Annotated in this window: 14 protein-coding genes; 5 read left to right on the plus strand and 9 right to left on the minus strand. The window is 71.4% G+C overall.

Annotation, left to right across the window (positions count from 1 at the left end; translation table 11 throughout):
- Positions 1–97: 97 nt before the first annotated feature.
- Complete coding sequence (locus ABZ297_RS29715) at positions 98–793, minus strand: alpha/beta hydrolase (RefSeq protein WP_355352573.1); 696 nt, start codon at positions 791–793, stop codon at positions 98–100.
- A 176-nt stretch (positions 794–969) separates the two neighbouring features.
- Here ABZ297_RS29715 and ABZ297_RS29720 point away from each other — a divergent pair, with 176 nt between their 5' ends.
- Complete coding sequence (locus ABZ297_RS29720) at positions 970–1,995, plus strand: LacI family DNA-binding transcriptional regulator (protein WP_355352576.1); 1,026 nt, start codon at positions 970–972, stop codon at positions 1,993–1,995.
- 84 nt (positions 1,996–2,079) lie between these two features.
- Here ABZ297_RS29720 and ABZ297_RS29725 read toward each other — a convergent pair whose 3' ends face one another.
- The 6 genes from ABZ297_RS29725 to ABZ297_RS29750 form a co-directional block, all read right to left on the minus strand.
- Positions 2,080–2,367, minus strand: coding sequence for a hypothetical protein (locus ABZ297_RS29725; protein ID WP_355352579.1), 288 nt, complete (start codon positions 2,365–2,367; stop codon positions 2,080–2,082).
- Between the two features lie 77 nt (positions 2,368–2,444).
- Positions 2,445–3,467 (minus strand): cytochrome d ubiquinol oxidase subunit II, encoded by a 1,023-nt coding sequence (locus ABZ297_RS29730; RefSeq protein ID WP_355352582.1) that lies wholly within the window; start codon positions 3,465–3,467, stop codon positions 2,445–2,447.
- A gap of 1 nt (position 3,468) precedes the next feature.
- On the minus strand, positions 3,469–4,833 hold the full coding sequence (locus ABZ297_RS29735) for a cytochrome ubiquinol oxidase subunit I (protein WP_355352585.1): 1,365 nt from the start codon (positions 4,831–4,833) through the stop codon (positions 3,469–3,471).
- 55 nt (positions 4,834–4,888) lie between these two features.
- The gene (locus tag ABZ297_RS29740; protein WP_355352588.1) at positions 4,889–5,296 is read right to left on the minus strand and encodes an ATP-binding protein; all 408 of its coding nucleotides are present in this window, start codon (positions 5,294–5,296) and stop codon (positions 4,889–4,891) included.
- Positions 5,297–5,451: 155 nt separating this feature from the next.
- Positions 5,452–6,393 (minus strand): acyl-CoA desaturase, encoded by a 942-nt coding sequence (locus ABZ297_RS29745; protein WP_355352677.1) that lies wholly within the window; start codon positions 6,391–6,393, stop codon positions 5,452–5,454.
- 390 nt (positions 6,394–6,783) lie between these two features.
- Positions 6,784–8,457: a hypothetical protein gene (locus tag ABZ297_RS29750; RefSeq protein ID WP_355352591.1), complete on the minus strand. Its 1,674-nt coding sequence runs from the start codon at positions 8,455–8,457 to the stop codon at positions 6,784–6,786.
- Between the two features lie 149 nt (positions 8,458–8,606).
- Between ABZ297_RS29750 and ABZ297_RS29755 the strand changes: the two genes are divergently transcribed.
- The gene (locus ABZ297_RS29755) at positions 8,607–9,680 is read left to right on the plus strand and encodes a hypothetical protein (RefSeq protein WP_355352594.1); all 1,074 of its coding nucleotides are present in this window, start codon (positions 8,607–8,609) and stop codon (positions 9,678–9,680) included.
- A gap of 60 nt (positions 9,681–9,740) precedes the next feature.
- On the opposite strand, the gene ABZ297_RS29760 is transcribed toward ABZ297_RS29755, so the two are convergent.
- Both ABZ297_RS29760 and ABZ297_RS29765 read right to left on the minus strand, forming a co-directional pair.
- Entirely contained in the window at positions 9,741–10,223 is a 483-nt protein-coding gene (locus ABZ297_RS29760; protein ID WP_355352596.1) for a metallophosphoesterase family protein, read from the minus strand.
- 85 nt (positions 10,224–10,308) lie between these two features.
- Entirely contained in the window at positions 10,309–11,955 is a 1,647-nt protein-coding gene (locus ABZ297_RS29765; protein ID WP_355352599.1) for an L-lactate permease, read from the minus strand.
- Positions 11,956–12,045: 90 nt separating this feature from the next.
- Here ABZ297_RS29765 and kduI point away from each other — a divergent pair, with 90 nt between their 5' ends.
- From kduI to ABZ297_RS29780, 3 genes are read left to right on the plus strand one after another with little or no spacing between them, the layout of a single operon-like run.
- Positions 12,046–12,852: a 5-dehydro-4-deoxy-D-glucuronate isomerase gene (gene kduI, locus ABZ297_RS29770; protein ID WP_355352602.1), complete on the plus strand. Its 807-nt coding sequence runs from the start codon at positions 12,046–12,048 to the stop codon at positions 12,850–12,852.
- 2 nt (positions 12,853–12,854) lie between these two features.
- Complete coding sequence (locus ABZ297_RS29775; RefSeq protein ID WP_355352605.1) at positions 12,855–13,586, plus strand: SDR family oxidoreductase; 732 nt, start codon at positions 12,855–12,857, stop codon at positions 13,584–13,586.
- A 13-nt stretch (positions 13,587–13,599) separates the two neighbouring features.
- Positions 13,600–14,367, plus strand: a complete 768-nt coding sequence (locus ABZ297_RS29780) for an IclR family transcriptional regulator (RefSeq protein ID WP_355352608.1) — start codon at positions 13,600–13,602, stop codon at positions 14,365–14,367.
- Positions 14,368–14,386: the final 19 nt, after the last annotated feature.

Consider the following 14,386-nt stretch of genomic DNA (forward strand, 5'->3'; position numbering starts at 1 on the left):
AACAGTGATCTTGGTCGACACCGTTCTAGCAGGAGCTCCGTTGTTGTCTTCGCTGGCTTGACAGACCCACCACCACGCTAACTAAGCGGCATTGGGTCTAGATCCAGCCCTCGAGACCGGCCATGAAGCCTTCGAACAGGTGGCGATGGATCGTGTGCTCGGCGCCCTTCACCACGCGCACCTCGAAGCCCTTGGAGACGAGGGCCTCGGCCGCCTCCGGGGAGATGAGCTCGCTCGGGTCGGCCTGCTGAACCAGTGACGGCACCACCGGCTCGGGCGTGAAGTCCGAGCCGGCGAACGAGTTCAGCGCCATCGCGGTGGCCGGGTCCCACTTGGCCAGCATCTCGATCTCAAGGGCGCATTCCTCGGCGGACCAGCCGGGATGGACCTGCCGCACCATCTCCACGGTCTGGTCCTTGGCCGCGGCCATCATCCCGCCGAAGTCCACTCCGTCGATCTTGGGTATGCGGAACGCCGGGTCGGAGTAGATCGCCCTGCCCGGCTTGAGCCGTTCGACCGCGAGCGCCAGGGTGAGGCCGCCGAGTGAGTGACCGATGGCCAGTTCGGGAGTGATGGCCGGGAGCGACTCCAGCACGCTTGAGGCGTACAGCTCGGGGGTGTACTCCTCGGCGCGGAAGCTGTCGCCGTGCCCGGGCAGGTCCACCGCGATGACCCGGTAACCACGCTCGGCCAGCGCCGGGCCGACCCGCCACCAACAGCGGGAGTCGGCCATGATGCCGTGGATCAGCACGGCGACCCGGCCGCCGGAGCCCCATTCGCGAGTGTGCAGCATCGGATTCCTCCACAGACGTGATCGACAACGGCGGCCGCGCCGGCAAGGGGTGGCACCCCCGCAGGCCACTCGGCAGGACCGTTTATACGTATAAGCAGTTGATAGCATCGCCTTCGCAGAGAGACAAGGGCACGGCTCCGGTCTTGACGAACTCGCGATAATCCAGAATGGACTCGATGTCCACCAAGCCACCCACCAGCCTCGACGTCGCCCGGGAGGCAGGCGTCTCTCAGGCGACGGTGTCGTACGTCCTCAACAACCGCGAGGGCGTGCGTATCAGCGACGAGACGCGGGCGCGCGTCCACGAGGCCGTCGACAGGCTCGGGTACGTGCCGCACGCCGGAGCCCGGACGCTGCGAACCGGACACAGCCGGCTGGTGCTGGTGCCGCTGGCCGACATCCCGTACGGGCCGCTCGCCGTCGGCCTGATGGAGGGGTTGGATCGCGAGCTCAGCAAGCTCGGCTACACCATGATCCAGTACGGCGCGCGCCGTCTGAAAGGCGTGGCCGCCGCCCGCGCCTGGGCCGAGCTACGCCCGGTCGCGGTCCTCGCCCCGGCCGAGCGGCTGACCCGGCAGGCCGTGGACGTTCTGCACTCGGCGGGGATCAGAGCGGTGATCGGCATCGGCGTCGTGGGCTGGTCCTCCGAGATCGTCTCCACCGTGACCATGGACCATGAGGGGATCGGGGCCATGGCCGCCGAACACCTCCTCGCTCGCGGCAGTCACACCCTCACCGCGATCGTCCCGGTCGAGGACGGCCTGCGCGACATGGGCCTGCGCCGGGCGGCCGGCGTGCAGCGGGTGGCCGCCGCCCGGGGGCTGCCGTACACCCAGGTGGATCTGGCCTTCTCCGAGACCGCGACCGCCGCGCGGCTGGATGCGTGGCGGGACGCGGGCGTCAGCGGAGACGCTCGCACCAAGCACGGCGTGTTCGCCTACAACGACGACTACGCCATGCTGCTGATGGCGGTGCTCGCCGACAACGGGTTCTCCGTTCCCGACGACGTGGCGGTCGTGGGCTGTGACGACCTGCCGTTGGCAGAGCTGCTGCGGCCCCGGCTGACCACCGTCCGCCTCAACGTCGCCGACGCTCCGGCCGTGCTCGCCCAGACCCTGGACCAGGTCGTCAAGGAGGGCGTGACCAGGCGGCCCCGCCTCGCCCTGTGGACCCATGCCCTGGTCGAGCGCGACTCCACCTGAGATCTGGTGATCAGGGACGTGGGCGGGACGGGTCATGGTCGCGCGCCCGCCCCGGCGGTCAGGAGCGGGCGCGGATGAGCGTGCTCACACCCCGGCCGGCTCGCGGCCGCGCTCCGCCATCCGTTCCTTGACGCGGCGCTGCTCCGGGTGCTCCATGTCGAAAATCTCCTCCATGCGCAGCGCGCAGCCGAGGGCGAAGCAGGTCGGGGCCCACTGGCCGATGAAGATGCCCAGGCGGTCGGCGCGGCCCATGCCGACCCTCCCCATGGTGGTGGAGAGCATCCAGGTGGCCACCGCGGCGCCGATGGACGCGAATCCGGCGGTGTACAGGTGGCTGGACTTGACGCCCATGTCGCGCAGCTTGTTGATCATATTTCCCCCTTGCCGTCATTGCGCGTGTACCCGGTGAGATGACCAGAAATCGGGTCTAGCAGGATGTTTGCCGCGCCTTAGCCGTCCCCATGGATCGGCTGCTCGGGTGGACGGTGGCCGCGCTGGAACGTGGCGTACAGCCACCACAGGGACGGCACCAGGAGCAGCGCGCCGACGGCGAGCGCGCCGAGGCTGGCGGCCAGGACGGAGTCCGTCGCGGCGGCGTCCCGCAACGTGACCCCGGGCAGCAGGGTGGGGTACTGGCCGACGCCCCAGCCCCACAGCAGCCCGGCGACGGCGAGCGCCGCGCTGAGCCGCACCGCGAGGTAGGCGCGGAACCAGAGCAGCACCAGCGAGGCGAGCCCGGCCACGATCGACAGCACCAGGAACGGCAGCGCGCGGCCGGAGGTCAGCTCGGCGAACAGGCCCGGCGCGTCGGCGTGCAGGACCAGCAGCCCCGCGGCCGAGAGGAGGCCGACGACGGCGCCGGCGGCGAGGGCGCGGCGCCTGAACGCCTCGGCGAGGTCCTGCTCTCCCGAGCGCTCGGCGTCGCGGGTGAGGTAGACGGCGGCGAGGTAGGCGGCGGTGCCGACGGCCAGCAGCCCCGCGACGACGGACGTGGGGTTCAGCCAGCTGGTGACGAGGTCGCCCCTGGCGATTCCGGGCGGCACCCGCCGGGAGGCGATGGCCCCCGCGGCCGTGCCCAGGAAGAACGGCGTGACGACGGAGGAGAACGCGAACGTCGCGCCGAACAGGCGGCGCTGCCACAGCTCGGTGGACGCCTTGCGGAAGGCGAAGGCGGAGCCGCGGGCGATGATGCCGAGCGCGGCCAGCGTCAGCGGGATGTAGAGGGTGGAGGCGACGGCCGCGAACACCGGCGGGACGCCGGTCCACGCCAGCACGATGACGAAGATCAGCCAGACGTGGTTGGCCTCCCAGACCGGCCCGATGGAGTGCTCGACGAGCTCGCGCTGCCGGCCGCCCTTGACGGCACCGCCGGCGAGCAGGTCCCACACGCCGCCGCCGAAGTCCGCGCCGCCGAACAGCACGTAGGCGGTCAGGCCGATCCACAGGGCCGCGAGCATGATCTCTGCCAGCATGTCAGATGACCTTGTAGCCGGTGACGTCGTGCTCCTGCGGCGCGAGCGGGACGGGCACGGCGCGGGCCAGGCGGCGCAGCACGTACACGGTGGCGACGGTCAGCGCCACGTAGACGACGCTCACCAGCACGAACCCGTACACCAGGCCGGGCGCCGGGTTGACCGCGTCGGAGGTGCGCAGCACGCCGTAGACGGTCCACGGCTGGCGGCCGACCTCGGTGACCGTCCACCCGGCCTCCAGGGCGAGCACGGCCGCCACGCCCGACACGGCGGTGGCGCGCAGGAACCACGGCGAGCGGGGCAGGTCCCGCCGCCGTTTCCACCCGACGGCCAGCCACGCGCCCAGCGCCACCAGCGCGAACCCGACACCGACCATGATCTGGAACGCCCAGTGGATCACGTTCACCGGCGGCCGGTCCGCCGGGGGCGTCCGGTTGAGGCCGATGATCTCGGCGTTCGGGTTCCAGTGCGCCAGCAGGGACAGTCCGTAGGGGATCTCCAGCGCGTACCGCATCTCGCCGTCGACGGCGACGCCGCCCACACTCAGCGGGACGCCGCGGGCGGTCCTGAACACGCCCTCCATGGCGGCGAGCTTGACCGGCTGGTTCTGGGCGACGAAGTGCGCCGACCAGTCGCCGACGACGACCTGGACGGGGGCGACGATCGCGGCGACGGTGAACGGCAGCAGCAGGCCGAGCCGGTGGTAGCGGTCGCCGGGCCTGCGCAGCAGGGCGACGGCGTGCACGCCGGCCATGCCGAACCCGGCGACCATGAACGCGGCCAGGATCATGTGGACGGTCTGCGACGGGGTGGCGGGGTTGAACATCGCGGCCCACGGGTTCACGGCCACGATCCGGCCGTTGACCTCGTCGAAGCCGGTGGGCTGCTGCATCCAGGCGTTGGCGGTGACGACGAAGAACGCGCTGGCCACCCCGGCGATCATGATCGGGACGCCGGACAGCAGGTGCGGCACCGGCCGCAGCCGGTCCCAGGCGTACAGGTAGATGCCCAGGAAGATGGCCTCGATGAAGAACGCGATGCCCTCCATCGAGAACGGCAGCCCGATGACCTGGCCGTACACGCCCATCAGCCCCGGCCACAGCAGGCCCATCTCGAACGACAGGATCGTCCCCGAGACCGCGCCGACCGCGAACAGCACCCCCATCGCCCTGGCCCAGCGGCGGGCCAGCAACCGGTAGCGGACGTCGCCGGTGCGGTGGCCGCGCCATTCGGCGATCAGCGTGATGGCGGGCATGCCCACGCCGAAGCAGGCGATGACGATGTGCCAGCCCAGCGAGAGCGCCATCTGCATCCGCGCGGCGGCCAGATCGGCGCCGGTCACCTCGGCCAGCAGGTACGTGGTCATCGGCGCCTCCCCCAGGTTCCGGTGTCTCCTCCTCCCTTCCCCCGGGGCGCGTTCGCTACAACCGCATCCGCAGCCGGACCCGTGACCTGCCGCTTTCCTGGCTGACCGTGAACTCGTCGCACAGCAGGCCCATCAGCCACAGGCCGAAGCCGCGGTTCGCCCCCTCGGGCGGGCGCTGCGTGCGGGCGCGGTCGCTGGTGAGCAGCCCGGCCGAGTCGACGATGTCGACGGTGAGGTACGCGTCGTCGTCCCAGATGGAGACGGTGCCCGTGCCGCCGCCGTGCTCGAGGACGTTGATCGCGGCCTCGTTGACCCCGATGACGAGGTCGTCGAGCCGCACTCCCTTGATGCCCGCCTCGGCCCCGCGGCGCTGGACCCAGTCGCGCAGGCCGGAAAGGTCTGTGGTGATCGGCCGGTGCCCGCTATGGTCGCCGCCGCACATATCCCGGTTTACCCCTGTCACATTCCCGCCGCGCGAGAAGCTTCACCGATGCTGACGCTCGCTTGGTGCGTATGGGCCTCTAGGGTACGCCGACTCGCGGCAGCCGTAAGCCGTCGAGGGCATCGGCGCGGCGTTCGCCGTCCCGTCCCGTCAGTTCCGGCCGCCGGTTCCGGACGTCAGTTCTGGCGCAGCGGCGCTCCGGCGGCGTGCAGGTGGCGCAGCGCCTGCCCCCACGACTCCAGCAGCCCGGACTCGGCGTAGTCCACGCCCAGCGCCTGGCAGTACTCGCGGACGATCGGCTGCGCCCTGCGCAGATTGCAGGACGGCATGCTGGGGAACAGGTGGTGCTCGATCTGGTAGTTGAGGCCGCCCAGCACGGTGTTCACCACCCGTCCGCCCCGGACGTTGCGGGAGGTCAGAACCTGGCGGCGGAGGAAGTCCAGCTCGTCCTCCGCGGTCAACATCGGCATGCCCTTGTGGTTGGGGGCGAACGTGCAGCCGAGGTAGACGCCGAAGCACGCCTGGTGGACGAGGAGGAACAGCACCGCCCTGCCGGGAGGCAGCACCGCGAAGATCGCGCCGAAATAGGCGGCGAAGTGCGCGAGCAGCAGCAGCGCCTCGGTGCCGCGGTTCTTCAGCGTGCGGCGGCGCATCGCCCTGAGGCTGGACACGTGCAGGTTCCAGCCCTCCAGCGTGAGCAGGGGGAAGAACAGGAACGCCTGCCAGCGGCCGACGAACCGGGGCAGCCCCCGGCTGGCCTCGGCCTGCTTGGCCGACCAGATCAGCACGTCCGGCGCGACGTCCGGGTCGTGGTCCTCGTGGTTGGGGTTGGCGTGGTGCCGGGTGTGCTTGTCCTGCCACCAGCCGTAGCTGAGGCCGACGGCCAGGTTGCCCACGAACAGCCCGGCGATCCGGCTGGCCCGCCGGGTGCGGAGCACCTGGCCGTGCGCCAGATCGTGGGCGAGCAGCGTGACCTGGGCGAACGCCACGGCGAGCAGGGCCGCGACGAGGAACTGCCACCCGGAGTCGCCGGTGAGCACGAACGCCGCCCAGCTGCCGGCGAACAGGCCCGCCACGAGGCTGATCCGGGCCGCGTAGTACCAGGGCCGGCGATCCAGCAGGCCCTCCTGCGCGACGCGGCGCGCCAGGTGGGCGAAGTCGCTGCCCCGCTGGGCTCGGGTGATGGACGCGGTTGCCAAGAGGTCCTCCGATGCTCGGGTCTGATCAGTGACCAGCATTCCGAGCGCGCCGCGGCGCCGGACCCCCGCTGCCACCCGTCTTCGCGGTAGTGCCCGCCCTACCTCGCCCGCCGCGGGCCGTCAGCGGCCCCCGGGCGGCGCAATCGCCCGCCGGGCGCCGCTGACCTGGCACGATGGAGAGGTGGACGTTCTGCGACAGGCCGACGAGAAGGAGAGTCCCGCATGTGCGTCCAGCATGATCGTCCACTGCCGCGGCCTGCCGGTGCACTCCGGGGAGAGCCGGGGTGAACGGCGCGGGGAGGGCCGCCGTCACGAGCGGCCGACGCGGCCGGCCGCGGGGGTTCCGAGGGTGAGCGGGCCGGTGATCAGCCCTCCCGGGCCGGACGTCATGGTGTTCATGACCACCCCGGCCGCCTGGATGCGGTAGGCGCGGGTCTCGATGCCGCGTTCCTCCAGGAAGTCCAGGACCGCCTCGGTGAGGCGTTGCTCGATGAGCTTGACGTACTTCCTGGCGTCGAGCGCCTGGACGCAGGTCTGCAGGTCGCGGCTCGCGCCGAGCTCCCGCACGCTGAAGCCGGCCCCGTACGGGTAGACGAGGTGGCGCGAGGGGGCGGAGGTCAGGTTGGCCTGCCGGACGGCCTGCACCACCACGCGGACGAGCCGCGCCGGCCCCGCCAGGACGTCGCGCAGCAGGCGCAGCTTGAGCCTGCTCGCCGCCTCCCACGCGATCGCGCCGGTCGTCATCGTCGGCAGGCGGTCGACCAGGTGGTAGCGCTCCCGGACGGGCGGCAGCACAGTGACCACGAACTGCGTGGTCAGCATCCGCCCCTCGACCGCGAGGTGGATGAAGGCGGACGTGAGCGCCTCCTGGTCCTCGGCGGGAGCGACCAGGCCGCCGTCGCGGTGGCGGATCTCCTGCCCGGCGTTGGTAATGGTGACGCGCTGGTAGTAGCGGATGCCGCCCTGCGGGTGGCGGGCGATGGCGGCGATCTCCTCGGCGGTGGCCTTGGGCCGGGGCAGCCCGGACGCGTCGACCATCGGGTGGGCTCCCGCGTCGTCCCCCCAGTCGGTCGGCGTGTAGCGGCCTCGGGTGACCACGTGGTCGCCGATGTCGAGCCGCCGGAGGCTCTCGTTCGGCCGCAGCACGTTGTCGCGCATCTCGACCAGGCGGGCGCGGACGTGGGCGTGCAGCTCCACCGGGTCGAGGTCGACGGGCTCGGCCTGCCGCCTGGGCGTCCGCTGGCTCCGCACCCGGTCCAGCTCGACGGCGATGGACCAGCTCCGTTCGACTGTGCCCGCGCCCATGAACGCGTCCTCGCCCGCGTACATGGTCACGTTGCCCCACTGCGCCCTGCGCAGGTAGTCGAGGCGGCGCGCCAGCTTCGGCTGGGCGCTCACGACCGCCGGCTCCGGCGCGCCGGGCCCGAGCGTCCGGCTCAGCGTCATGTAGGTGGCGATGCGGTAGGCGAGGGCGGTGACGAGTATGGCGAGGGGGACGAACAACGCGCCCGGCCCCGAGGCGGGCGCGCTCACCAAGGTGGGGAAGGCCAGCATGGCGAGCGGCCAGGCGAGCGCCGGCCCGGCCCAGATCCAGATCAGGACGCGCACGTACAGCGGACCCCGCCGGACCGGCTCCGTCGTGAGCAGGACGAAGGGCACCATCGCGGCCAGCCAGCCGATCGTGGCCAGGGGCTGCAGGACGAGCCCGGTGACGACGATCAGCGTGATCAGCGCGTCGCGGACCACCAGGACCGACCTGGACCGGCGGCAATGATGGATCACCGGAATAAGGTCGAATCCTCCATGGGAGGGCGCTACTGCGCGAAATTCGTCCAATAAAAGTTCCGACAGGACCTTGTCACGCCAGCCGCTGTCGAGGTATGCGGCGGCGCAGAGATAGCGGGTCACGTTGCTCATCCGCGCCCTGCCGAGCTGCGGTGAAGCCGCCCGCAGACGGCCGGCGTCGGAGCTTTCGAGAACCATGGGCCCTCCCATCGCAGACGCGATGAGTTTACGAACCCTCCAAGGCTTCACCAAAGGGTCGTTATCAAATAGCCTCATGCATTGTCCGGACAGAGATAAGCACACCCCTTTTCGCCTGTTTTTTGAGGCCATTTCGGGAGAGCGTCTTGGTGAACAACCGTGTGTGCGGGCGGTGCGGGGCCGACGTGGGCGCCCTCCGGCAGTGTCCCCGCTGCGCGGCGCCTCTCGCCCCCGTCCAGGAATCCGGCCCGTTCGCGGCGCCCCATGTGGTGCCGCCCAGCGCGGGCGCGCGCGAGAGTCCGCCCTACGAACCGCCGCCCCAGGCTCACGAGAACCCGCTCCGCGCGACACCCCGCAGCCGGCGGCCGCGCGCGACGCCCCCTGACAGGCCGCCCCAGATACGCGAGATCCCCCGGTACGTGCCCGCGCCGAAGATCTCGTTCTTCGTGACGGCTCACGACAAGCCGCCCCACGCGCCGACCTCCTCCGAGGGCTCTCCCTTCGGGGCTGCTCGCGAGGGAACGTTCCCGGCCGGCGGGGAGGAACATCCGCCGGGCTCGCGCCTCGACCGGCTGCGCGCGCAGCGGGGCAGGTTCTGGCGCAGGTGGCCGGTGCTCGCCGCCCTGGCGGTGTCCGTGCTCGCGATCGGCCTGGCGGGGTGGCTGGTCGCCGGGCGGTCGCCGCAGGTCGTACCGCTGGGAGGCACTGCGGAAGGCACTGTGGGAGGCACTGCGGGGTCGGTCACGGCCCCTCCCGCGCCGTCCCAGCAGCAGGGTGACGCGGGGACGGCCCAGGCCGCCGCCGTGGACCACCTGCTGTCCGGCGGCGGCGACGCCCGGTCCGGGCTGAAGGAGGCCGTCGCGGGCGTCAGCGCCTGCCGGGCGGGCCGTGCCGACACCCTTCAGAAGATCACCGGTGCCCGCCGGGACCAGCTCGCCGCGGCCCGCCTGCTCGAGGTCGGCGACGTCCCCGGCGGCGCGGAGGTCAAGCGGACGCTCGTACGGGCGCTGGACCTGTCGTACCAGGCCGACGCGGCGTTCCTGTCCTGGGCGCGACGCTACCTGAAGGCCGGCTGCAAGGGCCCGATCGCCAAGGACCGCGACTACAGCCGCGGCGTGGCCCGCTCGAAGGAGGCCGAGGAGGCGAAGACCCTCTTCGTCACCTTCTGGCGCCCGGTGGCCGAAGCCTTCGGCCTCACTCCCCGCGAAGTCGGCGACGTCTGACCGTGCGCGTCAGCTGACCGTGCGCGTCAGCTGACCGTGCGCGTCAGCTGACCGTGCGCGTCAGCTGACCGGGATGATCCGCACCTCTCTGAGGACGCCGTGCTCGATGGTCAGCACGCCGACGGTGCCGTGCGGCTGGCGGCGGCGGTCGGTCGGGGAGCCGGGATTGAAGATCCGCAGCCCGTCGCCCGACTCGTCGAGCGGGATGTGCGAATGTCCGAAGACCACCAGGTCGGCCTCGGGGAAGCGGCGCCGCATCCGCTCCAGACGTCCGCGCGCGGGCCCGCTGTCGTGGATCATGGCCACGCGCAGCCCGTCGAGGATCAACTCGAGGGTCTCGGGCGCGTCCAGGTCCGGGCCGTCGTTGTTGCCCTTGACCACGCGGACCGGCGCGTACGCGGCCAGCTCGCGCAGCACGGACGGGACGCACACGTCACCGGCGTGCAGGATCAGGTCGGCGTCGGCGAGCTGCTCGGCCACCCGGAGCGGCATCGAGCGCCAGCTGCGGGGCGCGTGCGTGTCGGCCAGTGCCACTACTCTCACCTGCTCCCCATACCCGGGACAGGCCGCCCTGCCACGCGGGCCCCTGACCTGCGGAGAGGGTGGCGGGTCAGGGGCCCGCGGGCCGTCAGGGGACGAGCCAGCCGAGCACCGGCGTCGACTGCAGGAAGACCAGCACGCAGAGGATGAGCAGCAGCGCCGCACTCCAGCCGATGACCCGGCGGAACAGGTTGCCCTCCTCCCCCACCAGGCCGACGGCGGCCGTGCCGATGGCCAGGTTCTGCGGGGAGATCATCTTGCCCATGACGCCACCGGCGCTGTTGGCCGCGCCGAACAGCTCGGGCGGGACGCCGAGCTGACCGGCGGCCGTGGTCTGCAGCTTGGCGAACAGGGCGTTGGCGCCCGCGTCGGTGCCGGTGATCGCCACCCCGAACCAGCCGACCACCGGCGACAGGAACGCGAAGAACGCGCCGGCGCCCGCCAGGAACAGCCCGAGCGTCTGGATCTGCCCGGAGAACTGCATGACGAAGGCGAGCGCGAAGACCGCGAGGATGGTCACGATGGCCCAGCCGAACTGGCGGATCGTGGCGCCGTAGGTCGCCAGCGCCGAGGCCGGGCTGATCCGCAGCACGAGCAGCGTGAGCAGGCCGGAGACGAACAGCAGCGTCCCCGGGTGCGAGGCCCACGGGAGCTCGTAGACCACGGGGACGGCCTTGCCCGCCGGGCTGACCAGGTGGAAGCCCGGCCAGGCGGGCTTGACGGTGAAGCCGCCGAGGAAGGCCTTGATCGCGGGGATCTGCGCGATGGAGAACAGCGCGATGATGACGGCGTACGGGGCGAAGGCGGCGATCTTGTCGGCGGTGCTGTCGCCGCCGGGACGCCCGTGGGTGCGGACGAACGCCGGGTCGTCCACCGAGCCGCCGGCCATCGGCGTGGGGGCGGGCGTGAGGCCGACCGTCTCGGCGGGCTTCCAGATCTTGCCGAAGCCGACCAGGACGACGGCCGAGACCAGCGCCGCGGCGATGTCGGTGAGCAGGTAGTTGACCTGCGACATGAGGATCTGCGTCGCGCCGAAGCTGAGCCCCGCGACGAGCGCCGCCGGCCACGCCTGGCGCAGGCCGCGCCGCCCGTCAGCGACGAAGACCAGGATGAACGGGACGAGCAGCGCGATGAAGGCGGTCTGGCGTCCCGCCATGGCGCCGAACGGCTCGGGCGGCAGTTCGGTGACGCTGCCGAGGATCGTGATGGGGTTGCCCATGCCGCCGAACGCGACGGGCGCGGTGTTGGCGATGAGCGCGATGACGGCGGCGCGCATCGGCTCGAAGCCGAGGGCGATGAGCATGACCGCGCAGATGGCGATCGGCGAGCCGCCTCCGGCCAGGGCCTCGATCAGCGCGCCGAAGCAGAACGCGATGACGATGGCGGTGATCCGCTTGTCGTCGCTGACCCCCTGGAAGGCCCGGCGGAGCACCGCGAAGTGGCCGCTCTTCTCGGTCATCTTGTAGATCCAGATGGCGTTGAACGTGATCCACAGGATCAGCAGCACCGACCGGGCCGCGCCGTAGACGGCGGAGTCGAGCGCCTGGCCGATCGGCATGCCGTAGGCGAAGGGCAGCACCGCGATCAGGAGGCCGACGACCAGGCCGGAGATGCCCGCCCAGTGTGCCTTCCACTTGAAGACGCCCAGCAGCACCAGCACTGCCAGCAGCGGAAGTGCGGCCAGGAGGGCCGACAGCCAGAGGGAGCCGGTGGGATCGAAGTTCTGCTGATACATCGCGCGCCTCCGGGGGGACAAGGCGTTCCATTGGATAGAACAGCGTTCCGTGCTTAGGATCGTAGGACGCGGAACTACCGGAGGGAAGAGATGGAAACACGGCATGCCACGGCGCCCGACCAGATCCGCCACTTCGACACCACGCAGCTCCGGAGCCGCTACCTCGTCGAGGATCTGTTCGGACCCGAGGTGGACGGGGTCTACACCCATCAGGACCGGCTGGTCGTCGCCGGAGTGAGACCGCTGCGCAGAACCTCGCTGCCCGCGCTCGACCAGCTGCGCGCCGGGCACTTCCTGGAGCGGCGCGAGCTGGGCGTGATCAACATCGGGGAGCCGGGCACCGTCGAGGTCGACGGCGTGCCGTACCAGCTGGACAACAAGGACTGCCTGTACGTCGGCAGGGGCGCGCGTGACGTCACCTTCGAAGGCGGGACGTTCTACCTGGTCAGCGCGCCCGCCCACGAGAGCCTGCCCACCACGCACGCGCGCCTGAAGGACGTCGAGCCGCTCCGCCTGGGCAGCGCCGACGGCTCCAACGACCGGTCCATCCACAAGTACATCCACTCCGACGGCATCCGCAGCTGCCAGCTCGTCATGGGCGTCACCGTCCTGGAGCCGGGCAGCATGTGGAACACCATGCCGTGTCACACCCACGACCGCCGTACCGAGGTCTACCTCTACTTCGACCTGCCCGAGGACCAGCGGATCATCCATCTGATGGGCCGCCCGGACGAGACCCGCAACCTGGTCGTCGCCAACGAGCAGGCGGTCATCTCGCCGAGCTGGTCGGTGCACTGCGGGTTCGGCACCCGCAGCTACGCCTTCGTCTGGGCCATGGCGGGCGAGAACCAGGCGTTCGACGACATGGACCACGTCGCCATCACCGAGATGCGGTGACGATGGAGCTCTTCTCACTCACCGGCCGCACCGCTCTTGTCACGGGGGCGCGCGCGGGGATCGGCAGGGAGATCGCGGTCGGCCTCGCGAGGGCCGGGGCCGACCTCATCCTGCACGGGCACCACGACGACCTCGACGAGACCGAGCGCCAGGTCAAGCTGCTCGGCCGGGACGTGGACAAGCTCGTGCTCGAGCTGTCGGACCCGGCCGCGATCCGGCCCGCGCTGGAGCCGCTGCTGGCCGGGCGCCGAGTGGACATCCTGGTCAACAACGCGGGCACGATCAGGCGCGGCTCGTCCGGGCTGGACGACTGGCGGCAGGTGATGGCCGTCAACCTCGACGCGGTCTACGTGCTCAGCCAGACCCTCCTGGAGCACGGCGCGACGAAGGTCATCTCGATCGCGTCGCTGCTGTCGTTCCAGGGCGGCGTCAACGTGGCGTCGTACGCGGCGGCCAAGCACGCCGTGGCCGGCCTGACCAAGGCGCTGTCGAACGAGTGGGCGCCCAGAGGAGTCCAGGTCAACGCGATCGCCCCCGGCTACATCGCCACGGACGTGACCCGCGCCCTGCGGGAGGACGAGGCGCGCGAGGCCCAGATCAGGGAGCGGATCCCCGCCGGACGCTGGGGCCGCCCGCAGGACCTGCAGGGCGCGGCGGTGTTCCTCGCCTCCGCCGCCTCCGACTACGTCACCGGGCACGTGCTGGTCGTCGACGGTGGCTGGCTGGCCCGCTGAGTATGCTTGATCGGTGGAGCAACGGCCAAGCACCGCTATCGACAAGGCGCTCTGGGTACTGGAGGCGCTGGCCGAGCACGAGAGCGTAACCAAGATCGCCACGGCGACCGGGCTGCCCAAGTCGACCACGCACCGCATCCTGCAGTCGCTGGCCGAGCACGGTTTCGCCCGCCCCGACGGCACCGGGGGCTACCTGCCTGGCCCCAAGATCCTCACGCTGGCGGGCCGGATGCTCGCCCGCTTCGACCCGGTACGTCAGGCGTCGCCGGTGCTGCAACGCCTGCACGACCAGTCCGGCTACACCGTGCATCTGGCGGTGCTGAACGGCGACGAGGCCGTCTACGCGGCCAAGCTGGAGGGGCGCAAGCCGTACCAGATGCCGTCGCGGGTGGGCATGTCGCTGTGGCTGCACTCCAGCGCGATCGGGAAGGCGATGCTGGCGGCCATGTCCGAGGAGGAGGTGGCGAGTATCGCCTCGCGCACGGGGCTGACCAGGCGCACGCCCGGCACGCTCACCTCGCTGGCCGCGCTCCGCCGCCACCTGGCGGTGGTCAGGGAGCACGGCTTCGCGATCGACGACGAGGAGAACGAGCAGGGCATCCGCTGCGTGGGCGCGGCCGTGTTCGATCACACCGGCCACGTGGTGGCCGGGGTGAGCATCTCGACGCTGACCCACGAGCTGTCGGTGGCCGACGCCCAGGAGTTGGGCCCGCTGGTGGCGGGCACGGCGCTCGAGGTGTCGCGCACCCTCGGCGCACCGGTGGAACTGCTCGCCCGGTAGGCGGCCCAGTAGGCAGCCC

Source organism: Nonomuraea sp. NPDC005983 (assembly GCF_040614375.1).
In the GTDB taxonomy this organism is placed as follows: domain Bacteria; phylum Actinomycetota; class Actinomycetes; order Streptosporangiales; family Streptosporangiaceae; genus Nonomuraea.

Excerpts from the sequence above, each read along its gene's own strand:
- ABZ297_RS29715 (WP_355352573.1), bottom strand. The coding sequence starts at position 793 with ATGCTGCACACTCGCGAATGGGGCTCCGGCGGCCGGGTCGCCGTGCTG.
- ABZ297_RS29720 (WP_355352576.1), top strand. The coding sequence starts at position 970 with ATGTCCACCAAGCCACCCACCAGCCTCGACGTCGCCCGGGAGGCAGGC.
- ABZ297_RS29725 (WP_355352579.1), bottom strand. The coding sequence starts at position 2,367 with ATGATCAACAAGCTGCGCGACATGGGCGTCAAGTCCAGCCACCTGTAC.
- ABZ297_RS29730 (WP_355352582.1), bottom strand. The coding sequence starts at position 3,467 with ATGCTGGCAGAGATCATGCTCGCGGCCCTGTGGATCGGCCTGACCGCC.
- ABZ297_RS29735 (WP_355352585.1), bottom strand. The coding sequence starts at position 4,833 with ATGACCACGTACCTGCTGGCCGAGGTGACCGGCGCCGATCTGGCCGCC.
- ABZ297_RS29750 (WP_355352591.1), bottom strand. The coding sequence starts at position 8,457 with ATGGTTCTCGAAAGCTCCGACGCCGGCCGTCTGCGGGCGGCTTCACCG.
- ABZ297_RS29765 (WP_355352599.1), bottom strand. The coding sequence starts at position 11,955 with ATGTATCAGCAGAACTTCGATCCCACCGGCTCCCTCTGGCTGTCGGCC.
- kduI (WP_355352602.1), top strand. The coding sequence starts at position 12,046 with ATGGAAACACGGCATGCCACGGCGCCCGACCAGATCCGCCACTTCGAC.
- ABZ297_RS29775 (WP_355352605.1), top strand. The coding sequence starts at position 12,855 with ATGGAGCTCTTCTCACTCACCGGCCGCACCGCTCTTGTCACGGGGGCG.